General features: G+C 64.9%; 23 protein-coding genes and 1 tRNA gene. 15 read left to right on the top strand and 9 right to left on the bottom strand.

Annotated elements, in window-relative coordinates:
* The first annotated feature begins 2 nt into the window (after positions 1–2).
* From CK221_RS03730 to CK221_RS03680, 10 genes are all read left to right on the top strand, one after another.
* Positions 3–908 carry an SDR family oxidoreductase gene (locus tag CK221_RS03730; RefSeq protein ID WP_095776773.1) on the top strand — a complete coding sequence of 302 codons (906 nt, stop codon included), beginning with the start codon at positions 3–5 and terminating at the stop codon, positions 906–908.
* Positions 909–1,071: 163 nt separating this feature from the next.
* The gene (mepA, locus tag CK221_RS03725) at positions 1,072–2,154 is read left to right on the top strand and encodes a penicillin-insensitive murein endopeptidase (RefSeq protein ID WP_179295071.1); all 1,083 of its coding nucleotides are present in this window, start codon (positions 1,072–1,074) and stop codon (positions 2,152–2,154) included.
* 265 nt (positions 2,155–2,419) lie between these two features.
* On the top strand, positions 2,420–3,439 hold the full coding sequence (locus tag CK221_RS03720) for a glucokinase (RefSeq protein ID WP_095776772.1): 1,020 nt from the start codon (positions 2,420–2,422) through the stop codon (positions 3,437–3,439).
* A 128-nt stretch (positions 3,440–3,567) separates the two neighbouring features.
* Positions 3,568–5,427 (top strand): ABC transporter ATP-binding protein, encoded by a 1,860-nt coding sequence (locus CK221_RS03715; RefSeq protein ID WP_095776771.1) that lies wholly within the window; start codon positions 3,568–3,570, stop codon positions 5,425–5,427.
* Positions 5,424–6,245, top strand: coding sequence for a 4-hydroxy-tetrahydrodipicolinate reductase (dapB, locus tag CK221_RS03710; RefSeq protein ID WP_095776770.1), 822 nt, complete (start codon positions 5,424–5,426; stop codon positions 6,243–6,245). The genes CK221_RS03715 and dapB overlap by 4 nt, the downstream gene beginning before the upstream one ends.
* Positions 6,246–6,342: 97 nt before the next feature.
* The gene (locus tag CK221_RS03705) at positions 6,343–6,963 is read left to right on the top strand and encodes a 2,3-bisphosphoglycerate-dependent phosphoglycerate mutase (protein ID WP_095776769.1); all 621 of its coding nucleotides are present in this window, start codon (positions 6,343–6,345) and stop codon (positions 6,961–6,963) included.
* 395 nt (positions 6,964–7,358) lie between these two features.
* Positions 7,359–7,443 (top strand) — tRNA-Leu (locus CK221_RS03695).
* A gap of 125 nt (positions 7,444–7,568) precedes the next feature.
* Positions 7,569–8,288, top strand: coding sequence for a hypothetical protein (locus CK221_RS03690; protein ID WP_095776768.1), 720 nt, complete (start codon positions 7,569–7,571; stop codon positions 8,286–8,288).
* A gap of 86 nt (positions 8,289–8,374) precedes the next feature.
* Entirely contained in the window at positions 8,375–10,060 is a 1,686-nt protein-coding gene (locus tag CK221_RS03685; RefSeq protein ID WP_095776767.1) for a cyclic nucleotide-binding domain-containing thioredoxin-disulfide reductase, read from the top strand.
* Positions 10,060–10,365 (top strand): UBP-type zinc finger domain-containing protein, encoded by a 306-nt coding sequence (locus CK221_RS03680; RefSeq protein WP_095776766.1) that lies wholly within the window; start codon positions 10,060–10,062, stop codon positions 10,363–10,365. The genes CK221_RS03685 and CK221_RS03680 overlap by 1 nt, the downstream gene beginning before the upstream one ends.
* A gap of 36 nt (positions 10,366–10,401) precedes the next feature.
* Here the strand turns inward: CK221_RS03680 and CK221_RS03675 are convergent, their stop codons facing one another.
* The 5 genes from CK221_RS03675 to CK221_RS03650 all read right to left on the bottom strand — a co-directional run bounded on the left by CK221_RS03675 (position 10,402) and on the right by CK221_RS03650 (position 15,687).
* On the bottom strand, positions 10,402–10,584 hold the full coding sequence (locus tag CK221_RS03675) for a hypothetical protein (RefSeq protein WP_128371184.1): 183 nt from the start codon (positions 10,582–10,584) through the stop codon (positions 10,402–10,404).
* A 102-nt stretch (positions 10,585–10,686) separates the two neighbouring features.
* A complete protein-coding gene (locus CK221_RS03670) occupies positions 10,687–11,523 on the bottom strand; it encodes an aspartate/glutamate racemase family protein (protein ID WP_095777071.1) in 837 nt (278 codons plus the stop codon).
* Between the two features lie 40 nt (positions 11,524–11,563).
* Positions 11,564–12,805: a D-amino acid dehydrogenase gene (locus CK221_RS03665; RefSeq protein WP_095776764.1), complete on the bottom strand. Its 1,242-nt coding sequence runs from the start codon at positions 12,803–12,805 to the stop codon at positions 11,564–11,566.
* A gap of 279 nt (positions 12,806–13,084) precedes the next feature.
* Positions 13,085–14,254, bottom strand: coding sequence for a PLP-dependent aspartate aminotransferase family protein (locus tag CK221_RS03655; protein ID WP_095776762.1), 1,170 nt, complete (start codon positions 14,252–14,254; stop codon positions 13,085–13,087).
* A complete protein-coding gene (locus CK221_RS03650) occupies positions 14,251–15,687 on the bottom strand; it encodes a pyridoxal-phosphate dependent enzyme (protein ID WP_095776761.1) in 1,437 nt (478 codons plus the stop codon). The genes CK221_RS03655 and CK221_RS03650 overlap by 4 nt, the downstream gene beginning before the upstream one ends.
* A gap of 940 nt (positions 15,688–16,627) precedes the next feature.
* Between CK221_RS03650 and CK221_RS03640 the strand changes: the two genes are divergently transcribed.
* From CK221_RS03640 to CK221_RS03630, 3 genes are all read left to right on the top strand, one after another.
* Positions 16,628–16,990, top strand: a complete 363-nt coding sequence (locus CK221_RS03640; protein ID WP_095776760.1) for a septal ring lytic transglycosylase RlpA family protein — start codon at positions 16,628–16,630, stop codon at positions 16,988–16,990.
* A 234-nt stretch (positions 16,991–17,224) separates the two neighbouring features.
* Complete coding sequence (locus CK221_RS03635; RefSeq protein ID WP_066991457.1) at positions 17,225–18,502, top strand: polyhydroxyalkanoate depolymerase; 1,278 nt, start codon at positions 17,225–17,227, stop codon at positions 18,500–18,502.
* Between the two features lie 239 nt (positions 18,503–18,741).
* Positions 18,742–19,359, top strand: coding sequence for a transglutaminase-like cysteine peptidase (locus CK221_RS03630; RefSeq protein WP_066991460.1), 618 nt, complete (start codon positions 18,742–18,744; stop codon positions 19,357–19,359).
* A 10-nt stretch (positions 19,360–19,369) separates the two neighbouring features.
* On the opposite strand, the gene CK221_RS03625 is transcribed toward CK221_RS03630, so the two are convergent.
* The 4 genes from CK221_RS03625 to CK221_RS03610 all read right to left on the bottom strand — a co-directional run bounded on the left by CK221_RS03625 (position 19,370) and on the right by CK221_RS03610 (position 22,224).
* Entirely contained in the window at positions 19,370–19,732 is a 363-nt protein-coding gene (locus CK221_RS03625) for a helix-turn-helix transcriptional regulator (protein WP_066991880.1), read from the bottom strand.
* 25 nt (positions 19,733–19,757) lie between these two features.
* Positions 19,758–20,282 (bottom strand): Smr/MutS family protein, encoded by a 525-nt coding sequence (locus CK221_RS03620; RefSeq protein ID WP_066991463.1) that lies wholly within the window; start codon positions 20,280–20,282, stop codon positions 19,758–19,760.
* A complete protein-coding gene (locus tag CK221_RS03615; protein WP_095777069.1) occupies positions 20,279–21,385 on the bottom strand; it encodes a murein transglycosylase A in 1,107 nt (368 codons plus the stop codon). Before CK221_RS03615 ends, CK221_RS03620 begins: the two co-directional genes overlap by 4 nt.
* 131 nt (positions 21,386–21,516) lie before the next feature.
* Entirely contained in the window at positions 21,517–22,224 is a 708-nt protein-coding gene (locus CK221_RS03610; protein WP_095776759.1) for a Tim44/TimA family putative adaptor protein, read from the bottom strand.
* Positions 22,225–22,427: 203 nt separating this feature from the next.
* On the opposite strand from CK221_RS03610, the gene CK221_RS03605 reads away from it, so the two are divergent.
* The gene (locus CK221_RS03605; protein WP_066991469.1) at positions 22,428–22,925 is read left to right on the top strand and encodes an FxsA family protein; all 498 of its coding nucleotides are present in this window, start codon (positions 22,428–22,430) and stop codon (positions 22,923–22,925) included.
* 167 nt (positions 22,926–23,092) lie between these two features.
* Positions 23,093–23,593 (top strand): protein-export chaperone SecB, encoded by a 501-nt coding sequence (secB, locus tag CK221_RS03600; RefSeq protein WP_067323500.1) that lies wholly within the window; start codon positions 23,093–23,095, stop codon positions 23,591–23,593.
* Positions 23,594–23,610: the final 17 nt, after the last annotated feature.

Raw genomic sequence — 23,610 nt, 5'->3', positions numbered from 1 at the left:
TGATGGGCGAGAGACGCTTCTTCATTTTCGGCGCCGGTTATTCCGGCAAGGGTTTTGCGAGAGCCAATGAAGATGGCGCGCCGATCCTTGGGACGACGCGATCGCCGGAAAAGTTCGAGGTGTTGCGGCAGGCAGGCATCAATCCGTTAAGCTTCGACGGTTCGTTGACGGCGGAAATCAGCGATGCGCTTCGGCACACAACACATCTCATCGTCTCGGTCGCTCCGGACGAAGCGGGCGATCCGGTGCTCAACGCGGCAGGCGAGGCGATCCGGGCCAAGATGCCGGCGCTCAAATGGATCGGCTATCTTTCCACTGTCGGCGTCTACGGCGACCATGGCGGCGCCTGGGTGGACGAGAGCGCCGAGTGCAGGCCGGTTTCGAAGCGCTCGGTAATGCGGGTGGCGGCCGAACAGGAATGGCTGGCTCTTGGGCGGGAAATCGGAAAGCCGGTAGCGATCCTGCGGCTTTCCGGCATTTACGGCCCGGGCCGCAACGCGCTGGCCAATCTCGAGGACGGCACCGCGAGGCGGCTGGTCAAGCCCGGCCAGGTCTTCAACCGCATCCATTGCGACGACATCGCCGGCGCCCTGTGGCACCTGGCCGATAGGAACCGCGGCGGCATCTTCAATGTCACCGACGACGAGCCGGCGCCGCCGCAGGATGTCGTCGCCTACGCCGCCCGGCTGATGGGCGTGGAGGCGCCGCCGGAAATCCCCTTCGAAACCGCGCAACTTTCGCCCATGGCGCGGTCCTTCTACGGCGAGAACAAGCGCGTCGCCAACGCGGCGATCAAAGCGGCCGGCTACAGCTTTCGTTTGCCGAATTATCGGGTGGCGCTGGAGCGGATGTGGGCCGACGGCAACTGGCGGGACGGAGAGCCGCGCAGCCCGATGAAACGCTCGTGAGCGAAGCGACGTGCATTGGCGTGATATGATTCGCGCCTGAACTGCGTCGCCAAGGTTTGATTTATGCATGTCTTTGTCCCGAAACCGGGTCCCACTTTCGGGAGACATGTTTTAGCATGCCGCCTGAGATTGCGTCGTGCCACTGGAGAGGGGACCCGACCTGATGACGTTGCGACCGCTGCCCGACAGGAAGCCGTTCCTGACCGCCGCGCTTGCCCTGGTGACCTTAGCCGGGCTGGCGGCGGCCGCGATCTCGGCCGAACCGCGCGCAAAAGACCTGTTCGGCGCCAAGAAGCTGCCGGCGGTGGCGCAAGCGCAATCGTTCGGCTTTTATTCAAGAGGCTGCTTCACCGGCGCCGTCGCCTTGCCGGTGGACGGGCCGAGTTGGGAGGTGATGCGCCCCTCGCGAAACCGCCGCTGGGGCCATCCGGCGATGATTGCGCTGATCGAGAAGCTCGCGCGAGACGCCCAGGGGGATGGCTGGCCGGGGCTGCTGGTCGGCGATGTCTCGCAGCCGCGCGGCGGTCCGATGACGACCGGCCACGCCTCGCATCAGATCGGCCTCGATGCCGATATCTGGCTGACGCCGATGCCGCGGCGGCCGCTGACCATGGCGCAGCGCGAGAGCATGAGCGCGACGCTGATGGTCGACGAGAAGACGCATCTGGTGAAGGACGCGCTGTGGACGCCGGCGCATACGCGGCTTTTGAAGCGTGCGGCGAGCTACCCGGAGGTCGAGCGCATTCTGGTCAATCCGGGCATCAAGAAGAAGCTTTGCGACACGGTCACCGGCGATCGCTTCTGGCTGCGCAAGATCCGGCCGTTCTGGGGCCATGACTATCATTTCCACATGCGCATCGGCTGCCAGGCGGGCTCGCCCGGCTGCAAGGCGCAGGAGGCGACGCCGGCCGATGACGGCTGCGGCAAACCGCTTGCCTGGTGGTTCACCGAGGAGCCGTGGCGGCCCAACAAGAACCCGGATGCGCCGAAAGCGCGCGATCTGATGACGATGGCCAATTTGCCGAAGGAGTGCCAGGCGGTGCTTGCAGCGCCGGACGCGCCTTCTCTGGAAGCCGTTACCTATCAGGGCGGCGGCGCGGCAGCGGTGGCGGCGGCCAAATCGAAAGCGACCGAGACGGCGGAGACGATCTCCAGCGATGCGGCGACGCTGCCGGCGGCGGCGAGTTCCTTTGCGCCGACGCCCAAAATCGGCATTCCAGTGCCACGGCCAAGGCCGGGGAACTGAGGGCCGCGCCACGGCGTCCAGATTGTCGAGGCCGGCGGCGTCCCTCATCCGCCTGGCTGCCGCAATGCGGGCTTTCTTCTTGCGAAGCTGGCGATTGGCGAAACCATTGGCGACAGTGCCCCTCTCCCCGTCACTGACGGGGAGAGGATGCCGACAGGCAGGTGAGGAGCGGCGCCGACGCTCGAGATAGGGACCGAAGCCGCTTTCCCTTTGCAGGACCATGCGCTAGTCAGCGACGGAGCGGGAACGAACGGGACAAAAAAGCATGGTTGGCGAAGACGATACAGCGCTGCGGTTTCCGGTCCTGATCGGTGATATCGGCGGCACCAATGCGCGTTTCTCGATCGTGCTCGACGCCAATTCGGAAGCGACCGAGCCGCAAATCGTCCAGACGGCCAATTTCAAGACCATCGACGAGGCGATCCAGGCGGCGGTGCTCGACCGCTCGTCGATCCAGCCGCATTCGGCGGTGCTGGCGGTGGCCGGGCCGGTCGACGGCGACGAGATCCGACTGACCAACTGCCCCTGGGTGGTTAAGCCGCACCAGATGTTTGCCAATCTGGGCTTGAGCGAGATCGTCGTGCTCAACGATTTCGAGGCGCAGGCGCTGGCGGTGGTGGCGCTGGGCGAAGAGCATATGGAAAAGATCGGCGGCGGGACGCCGGAGCCGAATGCCGGCCGGGTCGTGCTCGGCCCGGGGACGGGGCTCGGCGTCGCGGGGCTGATCTACGCGCTTCGCCGCTGGATACCGGTGCCGGGCGAGGGCGGGCATATGGATATCGGCCCGCGCACGCCGCGCGACTTCGAAGTGTTTCCGCATATCGAAAAGCTCGAGGGTCGCATCTCCGGCGAGCAGATCCTGTGCGGCCGCGGACTGGTCAATGTCTATCGCGCGGTGGCCAGGGCCGACGCAAAGCCGACGTCTTTCACGACGCCGGCGGAGGTTACGGCGGCCGCGCTCGCCAAATCCGATCCGGTGGCACAGGAAGCGCTGGAACTGTTCGTCACCTGCCTGGGCCGCACCGCGGGCGATCTCGCGCTGGTGTTCATGAGCCGCGGCGGCGTGTTCCTGACCGGCGGCATCGCGCAAAAAATCGTGCCGGCATTGAAAGCCGGCAATTTCCGCGCCGCGTTCGAGGACAAGGCGCCGCACAGCGCGCTGATGCGCACGATGCCGGTCTATGTCATCACCCACCCGCTGGCGGCGCTTCTCGGGCTGGCCGCCTATGCCAGAACTCCGTCGCTGTTCGGCGTTCAGACCGCCGGACGGCACTGGCGGGCATGAGCGCGCCCGGGTGCGGGATGGCAATCGGCCGCGACGAAGTTTCGCCATAGGCAAGCCGTAGCCGGAGCGATAAGAGGGTGCCGAAATGCTCCCTGACCTTTGACGAGAACCCACGAAGCGCTGCCGATTTGACATTTCAAAATCCAAACAAGCTAAAGGCCCGGCCCGGCGAGGTCACGGCGGTACTGCGCCGTATCATCGCCGAGAACGGCTATGACCATCGCTGGTCCTACGCGATCGTCATCGTCTGCTCGTTATTGGTTTCCGGCGCGACCGCCTTCTCGGCCTGGGTCATGGCGCCGATGGTCAATCAGATATTCTACGAGCGGAGCAGCGACGCCGTCTGGTGGATTTGCGCCGGCTTCATGGGCGCCTTCCTCGTGCGCGGCTTCGCCGGCTACGGCCAGGCGGTGATGCTGGCCACGATCGGCAACAATCTGGTCGCCCGCTACCAGAAGCGCAGCTTCGACCAACTGATGAAGCTCGGCGTCAATTTCTTCAACGACACGCGCTCGGGTCGACTGGCGGCGCAGCTGGACGAGAATATCGGCGGCATCCGCGACCTGCTGTCGCTGACATTGATTTCGATCACTCGCGACGCAGTGACGCTCGTCGGCCTGGTCGGCCTCATGGTCTACCAGGATCCGGTGTTGTCGCTGAGCTCGCTGCTGATCGGGCCGCCGCTGATCTGGGCCGTCGTCTACATCACGCGCCGGGTGCGCAAGATCAATCGGGAATCCGTGCTGATCAATTCTCGGCTGAGCGGGTCGGTGCAGGAGGCCACCCAAGGCATCGCCATCGTCAAGGCCTTCACCCTGGAGGACGAGCTGGCGCGCCGCATCGGCATCATGGCCGACACGGCCGAACAGCGCAGCAACAAGATCGCCCGCGTCTCGGAACGGCTGTCGCCGATTTCGGACATGCTGGCCGGCCTCGCCGTGACCGCCGTCATCGCTTATTCCGGCTATCGGGCATTGTATCTCGGTCAGCCGCCGGGCGCGGTCTTTTCCTTCATCACCGCGCTGATCTTGGCCTATGATCCGGCGCGGCGGCTGGCGCGCATGCAGGTGGCGATGGAACGCGCGCTGGTCAACGCGCGCATGATCTATGAATTGCTCGACCTCGAGCCGAAACAAAGCGACGCGCCCGACGCCGCCGAAGCGAAGATCATTTCCGGCGAAGTGACCTTCAACAATGTGACGTTCGGCTATAGCGCCGACATGCCGGTGCTGAGGGATCTGAGCTTTACCGCCGCCGCCGGCAAGGTGACGGCGATCGTCGGCGCTTCGGGCGCCGGCAAGTCGACGCTGGTGGCGCTCTTGCAGCGCTTCTATGACGTCGACGAGGGCAGCATCGAGGTGGACGGCCAGGACATCTCGAAGGTGACGAAGCGGTCGCTGCGCCAATCGATCGCCTATGTCTCGCAGGCGCCGTATCTCTTCGAAGGCACGATCCGCGACAACATTCGCTACGGCCGGCTCTCGGCCACCGATGCGGAGATCGAGCAGGCGGCGAAACAGGCCGCCGCCGACGAGTTCATCCGCCAGCAGCCGCAAGGCTACGACACGCCGGTCGGCGAAGGCGGCTCAACGCTTTCCGGCGGCCAGCGCCAGCGCGTCTCGATCGCCCGCGCAATCGTGCGCCAAGCGCCGATCCTGCTGCTCGACGAGGCGACCTCGGCGCTCGACAACGAGGCCGAAGCGCGCGTCCAGGAAGCGCTCACCCATGTCATGGAAGGCCGCACCACCATCGTCATCGCGCATCGGCTGTCGACCGTGGTCAATGCCGACCGCATCATCGTGCTGGAAGAGGGGCGGCTGGTCGAGGAAGGCACACACGCCTCGTTGATGGCCGACCCCCACAGCGTCTATGCCCGCTTCCACCGGGTGCAGGGCAAGAAGGGGCTGGGGCTTGTCGATGACGCCAAGCCGACCCAAACTCCTCTGCCGCGCACGCGCGCGAAGAAGACCGTCGGGAGAAGCGCATGAGCGAAACGGGCGATATGGGCCTGGTGGTGGTGGGCGCCGCCGGCCGGATGGGTCAGACGCTGATCCGTGCCATCCACTCCATTCCCGGCGCGCGGGTTGCCGGTGCCGTCGAGCGGCCGGACTCGCCGCATCTCGGCAAGGATGCCGGCGAGCTCGCCGGCATCGGCACCATCAATGTACCGATCGCCGACGACCCGCTGCCGGCCTTCGCCAAGGCCGACGGCGTGCTCGATTTCACGGCCCCCGGCGCAACCGTCGAATTCGCCGGCTATGCCGCGCAGGCGCGCATCGTCCATGTCATCGGCACGACCGGCTGTTCGGCCGATGACGATGCGAAGATCGCCGCGGCGGCGCGCCACGCGACCATCATCAAATCCGGCAATATGAGCCTCGGCGTCAATCTTTTGGCGGTGCTGGTGGAGCAGGCGGCGCGCGCGCTCGATGCGCAGGATTTCGACATCGAGATCCTGGAGATGCACCACAGGCACAAGGTCGACGCGCCGTCCGGCACGGCGCTGCTGCTCGGCGAAGCGGCGGCCAAGGGCCGAGAGATCGCGCTCAATGTCAACAGCGTGCGTGTGCGCGACGGCCATACCGGCGTCCGCAAGGCCGGCACGATCGGCTTCGCCAGCTTGCGCGGCGGGTCGGTGGTCGGCGAGCACAGCGTGATCCTGGCCGGCACCGGCGAGCGCATCACGCTCGCCCACCAGGCCGAGGACCGGGCGATCTTTGCCCGCGGCGCGGTCAAGGCGGCGCTCTGGGGCCGAGGCAAGAAGCCGGGCCTCTATTCCATGCGAGACGTGCTCGGCCTGGGCTGAGGCGGTTCTTTCTGCTTTTCTTCCACAATTCCGGGCTGAAAACCGCTACACACTTTTCCTGGAATTGCTCAAATCCAACCACGTATCAGGAGCAAACATGTCGGGAACTCTCGTGCTCGTGCGCCACGGCCAGAGCGAATGGAACCTGAAGAACCTGTTCACCGGCTGGCGCGATGTCGACCTCACCGACCAGGGCAATGCGGAGGCGCTTGCCGCCGGCGAGAAGCTCAACGCGCGCGGGCTGAAATTCGACATCGCTTACACCTCGGCGCTGAAGCGGGCGCAGAAGACCTGCCAGCACATTCTCGACGTGGTCGGCCAAAGCAAGCTCGAGACCGTCCGCGACCAGGCGCTCAACGAACGCGACTATGGCGATCTCTCCGGCCTCAACAAGGATGACGCGCGCAAGAAGTGGGGCGAGGAGCAGGTGCACATCTGGCGCCGCTCCTACGACGTATCGCCGCCCGGTGGCGAAAGCCTGAAGGACACCGGCGCGCGTGTCTGGCCCTATTACCTGCACGACGTGCAGCCGCATGTGCTGCGCGGCGAGACGGTGCTGGTCGCCGCGCACGGCAATTCGCTGCGGGCGCTGATCATGGCGCTGGACGGCAAGTCGGGCGAAGAGATCGTCAAGCTGGAGCTCGGCACCGGCGTGCCGGTGATCTACAAGCTCAACGCCGATTCCACCGTGGCAAAGAAGGAAGTGCTGGAGGGGTGAGGGATTCCATTGTTCCGGCCCCGCTCGGAACGGGTGGCCGTCTCGGGACAACCGCTTCAGGCTGGAATTCCGTCTCGCCGTTAAAGACCAGCGTCGGCGCCGCCCCTCACCTGCCTGCCGGCATCCTCTCCCCGTATAGTGACGGGGAGAGGGAAACTCCGGCCGCCGATTTCGCCAATCGCCAGCGTCTCAAGAGGACGCCAACGCCGCGGCCAGCCCCTTCTCCCCGTCCTATACGGGGAGAAGTGCCCGGCAGGGCGATGAGGGGCGGGGGCGACGCCGACAATTGCCGTCCGTGCCTGAAATGAACCCCAGCTGCCCTCTGGTCAGTCTTGAGCTCCTCGAAAAAACCGCGTTGACACGCTTCGTTTGCCCGCTTACATGAGCGCCCACCAGCCCAGATGGCGGAATTGGTAGACGCGCACGGTTCAGGTCCGTGTTCCGCAAGGAGTGGAGGTTCGAGTCCTCTTCTGGGCACCAAATTCCCGTTTCAGACGATCTGACGCGATGAGCAAAAAAGCCCGGATTTTCCGGGCTTTTTTGTGCTCTGCAACTCGTCTCGAGTTGAACCGTTTCTATCTTGTCGGTTAAGCCGAGGTTCCGTGATGCCCGCGCCGTTCAAGGAGTGGAAGGTTCTGCCGCATGGCAGGCTCTCTCCTGTCGACGACGATATTCTGACGGTGACGGGCGACATACCGATGCCGGTCGGCAACCTGAAACGGCGCATGACCGTGGTGCGATTGCGCGACGGACGGCTCGTCATCTTCAGCGCCATCGCGCTCGATGACGAACAGATGCGCGCGATCGAGGCCTTCGGCCAGCCGGCCTTCCTGATCGTCCCTAACGACCATCACCGGCTCGATGCAAAGCCATGGAAAGATCGCTATCCCACGCTTCAGGTGATTGCACCGGCGGGCGCGCGCAACAGCGTCGAGAAGGCGGTGCATGTCGATGCGGCACGCGGCGACTTTGGCGATCCCGACGTCAAGCTCGTCACCGTCCCCGGAACCCGTGATCGCGAGGCGGCGTTGCAAATCGACGGACCGAACGGCACGACGCTGGTTCTCAATGATATCGTCGGCAACATCCGCGACGCGTCCGGCTTTGCAGGCTGGGCATTGCGCATGATGGGATTTGCCGGTGATGAGCCGCGTATACCCTGGCCGGTCAAGCTGACGATGGTCGGCGACAAGGCGGCACTCGCAGCGCAATTGAGACGATGGGCTGACCTGCCGGCGCTCAAGCGCATCCTTGTCTCGCATGGCTCCGTCATCACCGATGATCCGCAGGGGGCGCTGCGCAAGCTGGCGAGGTCGCTCGGATAGCTGACAGCGTAGCGGCCGCCTGCCCTTCCGGCCAGTCGCTGAACAAACCGCTTCAAACCCGCTGCCGCGGACGCTACGGTCCGGTCATGGCCCCCTCCGTCAGCCCGACGATCGCCGCCCGCCGCGACCAGATGTTCCCGGTGCTCGCCGATGCGGACATCGAGCGCATGCGCCGCTTCGGCGTGCCAAGAGCCTACGGCGCCGGCGAGCATATCGTGACGGCCGGCATGGTCTCGCCCGGATTGGTCGTCATCCTGTCGGGCAAGGTCGACATCACGCAGGCCGGCGGTCTTGGCCCGCGCGAGGCGATCATCACCTATGGTCCGGGCAATTTCATCGGCGAGCTGGCGCAGCTTTCGAGCCGGCCGTCGCTCATCAATGCCGAGGCGACCGAGCCGGTCGAAGCCATCGTCATCCCCTCGCAGCGGCTGCGCGATCTGATGGTGCAGGAGGCGAACCTTGGCGAGCGCGTCATGCGCGCGCTGATCCTGCGCCGTGTCGGCCTGCTCGAGAGCGGCACCAGCGGGCCGATCGTCATCGGCCGTCCCGGCAATGGGGATGTGCTGCGGCTGCAGGGTTTCCTCACCCGCAGCGGCCTGCCGCACCGCGCGCTCGATTCCGACACCGATCCATGCGCCAAGACGCTGATCGAGCGTTTTCATGTCGATCCGCACCATCTGCCGATCGTGCTCTGTCCCAACGGCAAGCTGCTGCACAATCCCGGCGAAAGCGATCTCGCCCGCTGCATCGGGCTGCTGCGGCCGCTCGACACCGGCAAGATCTACGACGTTGCCATAGTCGGCGCAGGGCCGGCAGGATTGGCGGCCGCGGTCTATGCGGCCTCCGAGGGGCTGTCGACCGTCGTGCTCGACTGCCGCGCCTTCGGCGGGCAGGCGGGGGCATCCTCGCGCATCGAGAACTATCTCGGCTTTCCGACCGGCATTACGGGCATGGCGCTGATGGCGCGCGCCTACAACCAGGCGCAGAAGTTCGGGGTCGAGATGGTGATCCCCGATGAAGCCAAATTGCTCGGCGCCTCCGACAACATCGCCGGCTACCGGCTGGACGTTGGCGACGGCGAGATCCTGCGCGCGCGCACGGTGGTGATCGCCAGCGGCGCGCGCTACCGCCGCCTCGACATCGCCAATATCGCGCAGTTCGAGGGCGCGTCCGTGCATTACTGGGCCTCGCCGATCGAAGCACGGCTCTGCCGGGACCAGGAAGTGGCGCTGGTCGGCGCCGGCAACTCGGCCGGCCAGGCGGCCGTCTATCTCGCCAGCCAGGTGCGCAAGGTGACGCTGTTGGCGCGGCGCGACAGCCTCGACGCCACCATGTCGCGCTATCTGGTCGAGCGGATCGTGGCGCAGCCGAACATCGAGGTGCTGACGGAAACCGAGGTTGAGGCGCTCGACGGCCATGACGGCAACCTCGACCAGCTGTGCTGGCGCAACCGGGTCACCGGCGTGGCGACGACGCGCGCCATCCGCCACCTCTTCCTGTTCATCGGCGCCGACCCGAACACCGACTGGCTGGCGCGCTGCGACGTGGCGCTCGACGCCAGGGGTTTCGTGCGCACCGGACCGGATGTGGCGCCGGGACACGGCCCGATGGAGACGAGCCGCAGCGGCGTGTTCGCCATCGGCGATGTGCGCTGCGGCTCGACCAAGCGTGTCGCAGCCGCCGTCGGTGAAGGCGCTCAGGTGGTGGCGGCGCTGCATGCCCATCTTGCGCGGAACGGCGGGCGTGCTGCTCAGCCCGAAAGGAGACCGTGATGGACGAATGCAGGCATACGGACGACATCAAGGATGTGGTGCCGAGCGCCCTCGGCTGCGAGGAATGCCTGAAGAGCGGCTCCTGCTGGGTGCATCTCAGACTCTGCCGCACCTGCGGCCATGTCGGCTGCTGCGACGACTCGCCCAACCGCCACGCCACCAAGCATTTCCACGCCACTCAGCATCCGGTCATCGAAGGCTACGATCCGCCCGAAGGCTGGGGCTGGTGCTATGTCGACGAGGTGTTCATCGACCTCGGCGACCGCACGACGGCGCAGAACGGCCCGATCCCGCGCTTTGTCTAGCGTGCACGGAATACCGTGAGCCTCTTGCCGGGTCGCTTACTTCACCGAGCTGGTGACGGTCCTGTCGATGGCGTCGTGATCGCGGTCGTTGCCGGCAAGCGCGCCGATGATCAGCAGGCTGACGATGATCGGGACGAACAGGATCGCCACACGCGCCTGCACGTAGAAGATGGCGCGCCATTCATTGCGCTTTTCGGGGCTGTCGTTCATCGCGCTCACTCTGTCCTGCCTCCCGAGGGCAGGACATAGTAGCGAAGCGTTAAGCAACCTTTTCCGCAAACGTTAACCGGCGATTTCGAACCGGCCAATCTGCCAATCGGATCAGGCAATCGGCAGCGCGAACAGCCGGCCGCCGGCCGGCACGACGTCATCGATGCCGGCGAGCCGCAGGCAGTGCCAGGCCATGGCGTGGTTGGACGAGGTGACGGGAATGCCGATGCGTTGCTCCAGTTCCGCCACCGCCTCGGCGACGCGCAGGCTGGTGCAGGAGATGAAGATCGCTTCCACGCCGGGCGCCGCCGCCATGCGCTCGGCCGCGGCCTCGATCGAGGCGAGCGAGATGCGGGCCGCCTCGCGGTCGTCGCGCCGGTCGAAAGTGGCGACGGCGGCGATATCGAGGCTGCGTCCGGTGAAATAGATGACGAGACCCTGGTTGATCTCGGGGGCATAAGGCGTCAGCAGGCCGATGCCCTTGGCGCCGAGCGCCTTGAAGGCGGCAAGCGCGCCCGTCACCGGCGTGGTGCAGGCGACGCCCGGCCGCGCCTTCCTGATCTCGGCGAAGACGGCTTCCTCGCCGAGCGTCATGGTGGCCGAGGTGCAGCCGAAGCCGACGACGTCGAGCGGAATGCTGGGCAGGATGAGGTCGACGGTCGGCGCGATGCGCGGGCCGATGGCGCGCAGCGTGTCGGGGGTGATGTCGTTGTCGTTGAAGAGGCGGGCCTCGTAGAAGGCGACGCCCGGAATGCGCACCAACGCGCGGAACTCATGCTCCAGCGTCTGGTCGGTGGCGAGGATCGCAAGCCCGATCGCCGCGCGCGAGGCAAGGCCGCCGTCGAGTTCGGACGGAAGCACGCCCAGATCGACCGGCTTGGGATCGACGGGCTTGGGATCGACCGGTCCCGAAGATTGAGGGCGGGTAGCAGCCGCGCTGATGGACATGGCATTCCCTTTCTTGGGCGATCGCTCCGGGATCATGCTCTCAATTCAAAAGACCGTCCATCGAGATGGCCGGCTTGCGGCCGGCGATCAGGTCGGCGGTGATGCGCGCCGAGCCATGCGACATGGTCCAGCCGATATGGCCGTGCCCGGTGTTGAGATAGAGATTGCCGAGGCGGCGGCGCCCGAATTCGGGCAGATTGTTCGGCGTCATCGGCCTCAAGCCCGCCCACATCTCGGCGCGGTCATAGTCGGCGCCCTCGGGATAAAGCTCCTGCGTCACGCCCTTCATGAAGGCGAAATCGGCCGGCCTGTGGCTGATGTCGTAGCCGGCGAATTCGGCCGTGGCGGTGACGCGCAGCCGGTCGCCGAAGCGCGACACGGCGACCAGATTGTGCTCGTCGATCGCCGCGATGGCCGGCGGCCGAGGCCGGTTGCCGATCGGAATGGTCAGCGAATAACCCTTGATCGGGTAGATCGGCAGGTTGATCCCGACGGTCTTCGCGATCAGCGGGCTGTAGGAGCCGAGCGCCAGCACATAGGCGTCGCCCTTGACGCTGCCCTTGTCGGTCAGCACCTGGGTGACGCCATCGCCCGAGGTCTCGATGCCGATGATGGTCGTGCCGGTGCGGATTTCGCCGCCGCGCTCGACGATCTTCGCGGCAAGCGCCCGGGTGAACTTCGCCGGGTCGCCGGTCTCGTCGGTCGGGCAATGGATGCCGCCGGCGATCTTTTCCCGCGCGGAAGCCAGCGACGGGTCGAGCGCGACGATGGCGTGGCGGTCGAGCACCTTGATCAGCTGGCCGTCTGATTCCAGCAGCCGCATGTGCTCGACGCCTTTATCGAGCGCCTGCTGGCTGCGATAGAAATAGAGGATGCCGCGATCGTTGCGGTCGTAGTCGATCTGCTCGTGGGCAATCACCTCGTGCAGCACGCTCTGCGAATATACGGCAAGCCGATGCTTGAGCAGCGTGTTGCGCCTGGCCTTCTCGGCCGTGCATTCCATGAGGAACAGCCACGACCAGCTGTAAAGCCTCGGATCGGCCGACAGCTTGAAGCGCAGCGCCTGATCCTTCAGCACCAGCGATTTCAACAGGATTAATGGCGCCCTGGGCGACGACCAGACGAAGGAATGTCCCGGCGCAATCATGCCGGCATTGCCCCAGCTGGTCTCGGCGGCGACTTGGCTCTGGCGCTCGAGGACGACCACCTCGTGCCCGTCCTTCTGCAGCTGATAGGCGGTGGTGACGCCGACAACGCCGCCACCCAACACGATCACGCGCATCACGCCTCCGGAGATCGCATGTTGTTAGGCAGTTTAGTCGGTGGATTGCGGTCTGCAATGGCACAGGCACCGAGATGTCGGCGGGACAGCGCCCCTCTCTGGCCTGCCGGCCATCTCCCCCACGAGGGGGGAGATCAGATGTCACGGCGGCTTTCGCAAATTACCGGCGTTGCAGGAAGGGTGAGGCGATGAAACAGCCAATCTCCCCCCTCGTGGGGGAGATGTCCGGCAGGACAGAGGGAGGCGCGAAGGATCACAACGATTGATCCTCGAAGGCACTCACCCCCGCAACGCCTGCTCCAGATCCGCGATCAGATCATCGCCATCCTCGATACCGGCCGACAGGCGCACCAGCGAGTCGGTGATGCCGATCGCGCCGCGCTTCTCCGCCGGGATCGAGCCGTGCGTCATCAGCGCCGGATGCTCGATCAGGCTTTCGACGCCGCCGAGGCTTTCGGCGAGCGTGAAAAGCTGCGTGCGTTCGAGGAAGCGTTTTGTGCCGGCAAGGTCGCGGTCGAGATCGACGGAGATCATGCCGCCGAAGGCGTGCATCTGGCGCTTGGCGATCTCGTATTGCGGGTGGCTGGCGAGGCCGGGATAGACGACGCGGCGCACGTCCTTGCGGGCTTCCAGCCACTGCGCGATCTTCAGGCCGTTGGCGGAATGGCGCTCCATCCGAAGCGCCAGCGTCTTGATGCCGCGCAGCGCCAGAAAACTGTCGAACGGGCCGGAAATGGCGCCGATGGCGTTCTGCAGGAATTTCAGCCGATCGGCCAAATCCTTGTTGTCGCCGACGACCGCCACGCCGCCGACCATGTCGGAATGGCCGTTCAAGTATTTCGTCGTCGAGTGGACGACGATGTCGATGCCGAGCTCCAGCGGCCGCTGGATGTAGGGGCTGGCAAAGGTGTTGTCGGCGACAGTCAGCAGGCCTTTGCGCCTGGCCAGCGCCGCCAGGCCTTCGAGGTCGACGACGCGCAGCAACGGATTGGTCGGCGTCTCAACCCAGAGCAGCTTTGTCTCCGGGCGGATCGCTCTCTCGACGGCGGCGGGATCGGTGAAATCGGCGAAGCTGACCTGCAGACCGGCGGAACGCTTGCGCACCCGCTCCATGAGCCGGAACGAGCCGCCATAGATGTCGTCGGTGGCCACCACATGGGCGCCGGCGTCGAAAAGCTCCAGCACAGTGGCTATCGCGGCCAGGCCTGAGGCGAAGGCGAAGGCCGCGGTGCCGCTTTCGAGATCGGCGACGGCGCGTTCGAAGGCGAAGCGCGTCGGGTTCTGGCTGCGGGCATACTCAAAACCCTTGTGCACGCCGGGCGACTGCTGGCCATAGGTGGAGGTGGCGTAGATCGGCACCATCACCGCGCCGGTCAGCGGATCGTGGCTCTGGCCGCCATGGATGGTGCGGGTGGAAAAGGCCAAGCGGTTCTTGCCGTTCGAAGTCATTTTGCGCGGCGCCTCAGATGGTTGATCAGGTCGATACGGGTTATCAGGCCGATGAATTCGTCGCCGTCGAAGACGATGGCGACCTCGTTGCGGTCGAAAACGGGCAGCAGTGCATCGAGCGCCTGGCTGGCCTGCAGCGTGTGCAGGTTCGAGGTCATGGCCGTGCGCACCGGCGCGTTGAAGCGATCCCAGCGGCCGTCATAGGGGCCGTCGACCTTGGCCAGGATATCGCTCTCGTCGACGATGCCGACGAGCTTGCCGTCCTCCAGCACCGGGAGCTGCGAGACATCGGAGCGGCGCATGCGGCCATAGGCGTTGAGCAAGGTTTCCTCGGGGCCAACGGTCACGATGTCACCAGTGCGCGGCGAGCGCATGACGAGGTCGCGCAGGTCGCCGTGCTGCTCCTGGTCGGCCAAGCCCTGCTCGGCGAGCCAGATGTCGTCGAAGACCTTCGACAGATATTTGTTGCCGCTGTCGCAGACCAGGGTGACCACGCGTTTGGCCGTCGTCTGATCGCGGCAGTAGCGCAGTGCCGCCGACAGAAGCGTGCCGGACGACGAGCCGGCCAGGATGCCTTCCTTGGACAGCAGGTCGCGCACCGCCAGCATGCTCTGCTTGTCCGGAATGGAATAGGCTTTCTTGACCAGCGACAGATCGGCATTGGGCGGCACGAAATCCTCGCCGATGCCTTCGACGGTCCAGCTGCCGGCTTCTGTCATCTTGCCGGTCTTGATCAACGGCGCCAGCACCGAGCCGACCGGATCGGCAAGCACCATTTCGGTCTTCGGCGAATGCTTCGCGAAAAAGCGGCCGACACCGGTGAGCGTGCCGCCGGAACCGACGCCGACCACCACCGCGTCGACATCGCCTTCGAGTTGCGAAAAGATTTCCGGGCCGGTGGTGCTTTCGTGCGCCAGCGGATTGGCGGGATTGGCGAACTGGTTGGCATAGAAAGCGCCGGGAATTTCGGCGGCGATCTTCTCGGCCATGTCCTGGTAATATTCGGGGTGGCCCTTGCCGACATCGGAGCGGGTCATGCGCACCTCGGCGCCTAAAGCGCGCAGATGCTGAATCTTCTCGCGCGACATCTTGTCGGGCACGACGAGGATGATGCGGTAGCCCTTGGGAATGCCGACCTGGGCGAGGCCGAGGCCGGTGTTGCCGGCGGTGGCCTCGACGATGGTGCCGCCGCGCTTCAGCCTGCCATCCTTCTCGGCGGCCGCGATCATCGACAGCGCGATGCGGTCCTTGATCGAGCCGCCGGGGTTCTGGCTCTCGAGCTTGATGAACAGCCGGCATTTGCCGGTGTCGAATTTGGTGAGCTCGACCACCGGCGTCTGGCCGATCAGGTCGAGGACCGAGGCGTAAGGCGGACGCAACCGCGACAGGGCGCTTTCCGCGCCGTCCGGCGCCGCTTTCCTGTGCACGCTCATCTCGGACCCTCCATGGGAAGCAGTTCCGACGGGATCGGCCGTCACCAGTCTGCGCATGATGGCTGCCGAACTCCATGCCGGGTTCGCAGATCACACGCCTTTGTCTTTTCCAGCCCTTTTCATCCGGAAAGAAGATAGATCGTGCCATTCCGGCGACGAGTGGCGGAATGGAATTTCACGGACCGGCGCAGCACCGCCTCTCAATGTTGAAAGCCGGCGGGACAGCGCCCCCCTCTGTCCTGCCGGACATCTCCCCCGCAAGGGGGGAGATTGGAGCTCGACCCTTGGCGCCCTTGCTTGCAAATGTTGGCGATTGGCGAAAGCCGACGCGACATCTCCCCACCTGTGGGGGAGATGGCCGGCAGGCCAGAGGGGGGCGCCGTAGAGCGCCGACCTCAGCAGAAATTTCACCCCAGCAACTGCTTGCTGAGCTTCGCGCGTTGCGCGCGGATGTCGGGATGGCGTCGATCTCGAAGAGGTGCCCGGCGTCAGCGGTCCGACGGCGGGAGTCTGCGCGCGTCGCTTCGACCGTCCAACCGGACGCGCGGCGCCATCTTGCCGGTCGGATCAAACGCGCGGGCGGTTTGCCCAACGGAGGCCGATCAGCGCCAGTAAATTCCTGATCAGTCGCATCGGCGAAATCCCCGCGCAAAGTCGATCCTTCACCGGAACGCGCGCGCAGTAAAGGAGTAGAAGGAAGCGAAGCAATCGCTCCCGCTTTTACTTGCGCCCCGAGGGCCGCTCCTACTCGGGACTTCCTGCAAAACCGGGTCGGTCTGCATGTAGAATACGGCGGCGCTCGCGGGAGATGTCATGACAAACTGTTTCGCGGCGACTCCAATCGTGTGCCTTTGCCATGGAACCGCCAGACGCTTGCCGCATTTCATGCCTCATTCGGCACTTACGGCGGGTTGTCTATAACGGAGCCCACCCCTAAAAGATGAATAGAACCAACCGCACCGCGCTTGTCGCGGCAACGATCGCGGCTGGCCTGATGGCTGGCGCCTCTTCCGCCTCTTCAGCCGCCGCACAATGCGGCCGCGCTTCCTGGTACGCGCTGCATTCCAGAACCGCCTCCGGCGAGCGCATGAACCCCGCCGCGCTGACTGCGGCGCACCGCAGCTTGCCGTTCGGCACCAAGCTCAGGGTCACCAACAAGAACAACGGCCGCAGCGTCGTCGTGCGCATCAACGATCGCGGCCCGTTCGTCCGGGGCCGCGTGCTCGACCTCTCCCGCGGCGCCGCCACCCAGCTCGGCTTCATCGGCTCGGGCCACACCGCAGTCTGCATGGCGCGCGTTTAAGATGTCGGTGTCCGGCAAGAGGGAGCCGGACATATTTCCTACACATTGCGGCAGCGCACAGTGAGCCGGCTCCGCCATACGTGGCGAGTTTTCAACAGTTTGGACCAAAGCAGCATTCGTCACTCCAATTGACGTATTGCATCGCAACAATATCTTGTTAACCTCACTGCGAGACATTCAAGGCTCGGCGCTGCTCGTCGGCCCTTTGGTCGTCAGGCAGCAGCGGGGTTCTTGATGTTCTACCAGCTCTACGAACTGAACCATGCGGCGCTGCAGCCCGCCCGCCTTTACGCAGATGCGGTGCGGTTTTTCTATTCCAACCCGCTCAATCCGGTTTCGCATACGGCGCTCGGCCGTTCCGTCGCGGCAGCCGCGGAACTCTTCGAGCGCACGACGCGCCGCTACGGCAAGCCTGAATTCGGCCTGACCAAGGCGGTGGTCGACTGGAAGAGCGTCGACGTCGCCGAACGAACCGTGTGGTCGAAGCCGTTCTGCAACCTCGTCCGCTTCGAGCGCCAGCTTCCCGCGGGCCGCAAGCCAGATCCGAAGCTCCTGATCGTGGCGCCGATGTCCGGCCATTATGCAACGCTGCTGCGCGGCACGGTCGAGGCGATGCTTCCGCACGCCGACGTGCACATCACCGACTGGGTCGACGCCCGCATGGTGCCGCTGTCGCAGGGCAGCTTCGATCTCGACGACTATATCGACTATGTCATCGAGATGTTCCACGCGCTTGGTCCCGATACCCATGTGATGGCAGTCTGCCAGCCCTCGGTGCCGGTGCTGGCGGCGGTGGCGCTGATGGAAAAGCGCGGCGACCCCTTCGTGCCGTCAACCATGACGCTGATGGGCGGGCCGATCGACACCCGCCGCAATCCGACCGCGGTCAATCTGCTCGCCGGGGAAAAGGGCACCGACTGGTTTCGCGAGAACGTCATCATGCAGGCGCCCTGGCCGGTGCCTGGATTCGGCCGCGATGTCTATCCCGGCTTCCTGCAGCTTTCGGGCTTCATGAGCATGAATCTCGATCGCCACATCATCGCCCACAAGGACTTCTTCATGCACCTTGTGAAAAACGACGGCGACAGCGCCGAGAAGCACCGTGACTTCTACGACGAATATCTGGCGGTGATGGACCTGACGGCGGAGTTCTACCTGCAGACGGTCGACACGGTGTTCGTGCGCCACGCCTTGCCGAAGGGCGAGATGACGCATCGCGGCGAGGCCGTCGATCCCCAGGCGATCCGCAATGTCGCGCTGTTCACCGTCGAGGGCGAGAACGACGACATTTCCGGGCTCGGCCAGACCCAGGCCGCGCATGAGCTTTGCGTGAACATCCCGGCCGACCGTCAAGCCCACTACATGCAGCCGGCCGTTGGCCATTACGGCGTCTTCAACGGCTCGCGGTTCCGGTCGGAGATCGTGCCGCGCATTCTGGACTTCATCTCCAGCTACGGCCGCCAGACCCGCCTGGCGGCGAAGCCGAAGCTGGTCCGTTCCGCCAAGAGCTGAGCGGGAAGCGGACGCAACTCGGCGCCGCTCAAAGCGCGTGACCTTTCCGTGCAACCAATGTTCAGGGCTGACCGGCGACGGGCGAGTTCTTGAGTCGTCCCAGGCCGCTGTTGCCAAACTGCCGCTATGCGGGCCTGGCGGGTAACCATGCCACCAAACTAGCCGTTGTCTTCAATTGACACGGACTGTAAATCCCCCTTAACGTTTCGTTAATAAACAAGGGCGGACCCCGGGGGACAATGACTTCCTCACCGATGGCGCGGATGCTGCGTTTGTGTGCAGTCGCAGGGCTGGCGATCTCGGCCCACTGGGCGGTTCCGGCATGGGCTGCCGGCGCCATGGCCACCGGCGGCCTGACCTCGCAGCCGATCGGACATTATGATTTCTGCAAGACGCATCCGAGCGAATGCAACATTCGCCCGGCCAATCTCGCGCCGGCCAAGCTGACCGATGCTCTGTGGCGCAAGCTGATCAACGTGACCGCCAAGGTCAACGCCGCCGTCAAGCCGATGAGCGATCTCGACAATTACGGCAAGGACGAGGTCTGGACCTATCCGGACAACGGCTTTGGCGACTGCGAGGACTATGTGCTGGAGAAGCGGCGCCAGCTCTACCGCATGGGCATCTCGCTTGCGGATCTCTTGATCACCGTAGTGCGCAAGCCCGACGGCGAAGGCCATTCCGTGCTGACGGTGCGCACCGACAAGGGTGACTACATCCTCGACAATTTGACCGACAAGGTCCAAGCCTGGGACGAGACCGGCTACCGTTATCTCAAGCGCCAGGCGATCGACAACACCGGCCGCTGGGTGTCGATCCGCGATGGCCAACAGCTGCTGGTCGGCTCGGTGCAGTAGATCTCCGGAACTACCTTCTCAGCGCCGCACGAATCGACGCGCTGAGGCGGCGCAGCTCCGCCTCGTCCAGCTTCTCGATGCTCTCGGCCAGAAGATTAGCCAGCTCGGTCGCGGCCGGCGACAGGCCCGACGTATCGATCCTGACCCGTGGATGCGAGGTTTCGGCGAGGCGGGCAAGATCCTCGGCATCGTCCCAGATGATGTTGAAATAGCCGATGATCTTCTGGATCAGCGTCCAGGTCGGCGCGCCGCGGCGGCCATGCTCGAGCGCCGACAGATAGGCGGCGCTGACGCCGATGGCCTGCGCCATCGCCTTCTGGCTGACGCCGCGCTCGGCGCGCAGCGCCCTCAGCCTCTCGCCGAACGGGGTCACTGTTGCGTCCTCATGGCCGGCGTCCTCATGCGCGCGTCCGCCTGAGCCGCACATAGAGCGCGCCCGAGCCGCCATGGTTGCGGGCGGCGTGATCGTGGCTCGAAACCAGATGCCGGAAAGCCGGGGTCGACAGCCAGTGCGGCACCGAGCGGCGCAGGATGCCGTCGCCGCCGGACGATGAGCCCTTGCCGGTGATGACCAGCACATAGCGGATGCCGCCGGCATGGGCGCGGTGCAGGAAGGTGAGGAGCAGCGAATAGGCCTCGTCCTGCGTCATGCCGTGCAGATCGACGCGGCCCTCGATCGGCAGCCGGCCTTTTTTCAGTTTCTCGTGGGTCTGGTCGTCAAGCGAATGCGCGACGTGCTGCGGCTTCGGCTTCGCGGCAGCGGTGGGAACGCCATTGGCCGCCGTGGGCGCCGGCGCCGGCGTCGGCTCGACAATATCGGGAATCTCGACCGCGGCCTTGCCTTTGAGGGGCCGCGTCGTGCGCGCCACCAGGTTCCAGAGGATGCGATCGTCGTCGCTCAGCGTGTCGTGGCGGCGGTTCACGCGTGCCCCCTGTCGACCAGCCCGCGCGGGACCAGCGCATAAAAGTCGGCCGCGTTGCGCACGACGCCGGCGATCTCGCCCGCGGCATCGCCCGAGCCGGCGAAGAGATCGCCTCGCGCCGCTCCGGTGATGGCCGAGCCGGTGTCCTGCGCGATCATCAGCCGCCGGAACGGTTTTCCGCCGAAAGCGGTGAGCGTTGGCGCAACGATATGGAAGGGCGTGCCGAAGGTGTGCAGCAGCCGGTCGACGGCGACCGAGCGGCCGGGCGTCAATGGCACCTTGGCGGCGGCAATGGGACCGAGCTCCGGGTCGTCGACCGGCGCCTCACGAAAAAAGATGTAGGAGCGGTTCTGCCAGAGGATCTCGTCGACCCGCTCAGGATGCGCCTTGAACCAGGCGCGGATCGACTGCATCGTCACTTTTTCCAGCGGGATTTCGCCGGTCTCGCTCAAGATCCTGCCCGGCCCAGTGAAGCGCTGGCCGGATTTTGCGGCATAGGTGACGCGGCAGAGCCGACCATCGGCCATCTTCAGCCGCGCCGCTCCCTGCACATGGATGAAGAAGGCATCGACCTTGTCGGCGAGCCAGGCAATCTCGAGGCTCCGCCCGGACAGCGCGCCGCGCTCGATGGCGCCGCGATCGAAATATTCGACCGGACCTGTCGTCGTCGCGCGCGCGAAGGCGAGATAGGGATCCATTCCGAGGGGCCGATTTTTATCGTCGATGTCGACCAGATCGGCGGGACGGGAGAGCAGCGGCACCGTGAACCGCTCCGTCCTCACCGGCGAGGCCTCGACCTCCGGCTCGTAGAAGCCGGTGACGAGGCCGGCGCCGCCGCTTTCGGCCGCCACCAAAGCGGGAGCGAAATGGCGCTCGAAGTAGGACCGCGCCTCCGACCGATTCGCCGGCGAAACGGAGCGCGCCTCAGTGTAGGCCCCGGCGAAAGCGGCGAACGCGACGCCGAGCGAACCGGTTCGGTAAGGCTTGGTCAGGACGTGGAAAGCCGAACGTTTGAACGCCGCGAAGGCGGCGAGGTGATCATCCTCGTCCCAGCCGGGCAGGTCGCCGAAGGACTTTTCTTTGAATGCCGAAGACAGCGACATGACAGCCGCCACCTAGAGCCGGATGATTTCAGGCCGGATCGACCTGAAATCTGAATCCGGCTCCATATTAAAGAGATGGAGCATGATGTCGTCCGAAAACCGCTCCACACTTTTCGGCATCATGCTCTAGGTCAATCTTCTTCTTCCGTGGCGACCAGCTTCCAGTTCGGATCGCGCGATCGGGTATCGCGGAAGAAGGTCCAGACGTCCTTGACTTCGGCGACTTTTTCCGGATCGCCGTCGATGACGGCGCCGACCTTGTCGCGGGTCGCCGAGATCAGCTCGCTGACGATGCGCAGCGTGATATGCGCCTCGGTGCCCTTCATCTCGGCGGCGACGACATCGACCTTGTCGATGCCGACGAAGGAAGACTGGATCTTTTCCGCTTTCGCCTCGCGCTCGCCGATCGCGGCGACGAAGCTGTCATAGACCTCGCGTGACAACAGGTTCTTCAGCGTTTTGCGGTCGCCGTCGGCAAAGGCCATGACGATCATCTCGTAGGCCATCTTGGCGCCGTCGATAAAGGTCTTCGGATCGAAGGACGGATCGTTGTCCTTGATCGCGCGCAGGCCCTTGTTGAGATCGCTGTCCGGCTTGGCGAAAGCGTCGATCGCGGCATAGGTCTCCGCCGCCGGTTCCCCCGGTATGCGCTTGCGCGGCAGCGACACCACATTCTCGGACTTCTGCGCCGCGTCCTGCTCGCGCGTGCGGCTTGCCGAATAAGGATCGAAGGGCGGGCGTTCGTTTCCGGTGCGACGGCCCAGCACGTTGCGAAGCTGGAAGAAGATCACAACCGCCGCAATCAAAAAGAAAATCGTGCCGAAGTCGAAGAAACCCATATCTTCCGCCAATTCGATCCCTGTCCAGGCCGGACCACCAGAGCCCCTAGAATGGCGGCGGTCGCATAGCGTTCATTACCCAAAGCATATAGAACGGCGGGCGCAATCATTCAAATCAAAGCCAGCCATACCTATCTAAAGGTCCTAGTGCCAGCGGCGATTTCCCGCGAGGCCCGCAAAAGAAGAAAGCGACCGGTCTCAATTTGCGCATTTCGTTCATTCCCCTGTTCCTGCTCCTGCTGCCGCTTCTGGAGATCGCCGGCTTCGTCATCGTCGGCCGCGAAGTCGGCGCTTTGGCGACGATCGGGCTCGTCATCCTCTCCACCATTGCCGGCAGCCTCCTGCTTCGGCACCAGGGATTCGGCGTGATGGCGCGGGTGCGGACGGAAATGGATGCCGGGCGCGATCCAAGCCGCCAACTCGCGCATGGCGCGATGATCGTGCTGGCGGCACTCCTGCTCATCATTCCGGGCTTCATCACCGACATTATTGCCATCCTGCTGCTCCTGCCGCCGGTGCGCGATCTTGCCTGGCGCCTGCTCAAGAACCGCATCGTGATGGCGACCAGCTTCAGCAGCGGCTTTTCGGCCCGCCGCCGCGACAGGGTCATCGATCTCGATGACAGCGACTTTTCGCGCCAGGACGACTACAAGCGCGGGCCGGATCACAATTCCCCTTGGCGGCGGCTGAAAGACGACTAGCTCTCTTCAGGGTCCGCTCGAATAGCTGTCTCATGCGCGCCGTCGCCCCGAAACGGCTGCGCAGTTTCAGGCGGCGCGCAAAACTTGTCTTGTCCTGCCGAGCATGATAGCGAACCCCCGATTTCAATCCGGTCAGCAATGCTGCCCAGGCAAAAGGACAAAGGCTAATGGCCAGCAATGATGATGCCGCGGCAGCCGCCGCCAACGGCAACGGCAAACAGGAACAGCCCTCGCTCAACGTGCTTGCGCAATATGTGAAGGACCTGTCGTTCGAAAGCCCCGGCGCGCCGAATTCGCTGCGCGGCCGCGACAAGGCCCCTGGCATCGCCATCAATGTCAACGTCAACGCCAACCCGCTTTCGGACAAGCAGTTCGACGTCAATCTCACATTGAATGCCAAGGCCTCCTTCGACCAGGAAGTGCTGTTCAACGTCGAATTGGTCTATGGCGGCGTCTTCGCCATCAGCGGCTTCCCGCAGGAGCACATGCTGCCGATCCTGTTCATCGAATGCCCGCGGCTGCTCTTCCCCTTCGCCCGCCAGATCATCGCGGACGCCACCCGCAACGGCGGCTTCCCGCCGCTGATGCTCGACCCGATCGATTTCGCGCAGATGTTCCAGCAGCGCATCGCCGAGGACCAGGCCGCAAGCAAGGTCCAGGTGAGCTGAGGAGACTCACCACCCCT

Origin of the sequence: Mesorhizobium sp. WSM3868, from assembly GCF_002294785.1 — a bacterium.
In the GTDB taxonomy this organism is placed as follows: domain Bacteria; phylum Pseudomonadota; class Alphaproteobacteria; order Rhizobiales; family Rhizobiaceae; genus Mesorhizobium.
This window is presented reverse-complemented; position numbering and strand designations above follow the sequence as displayed.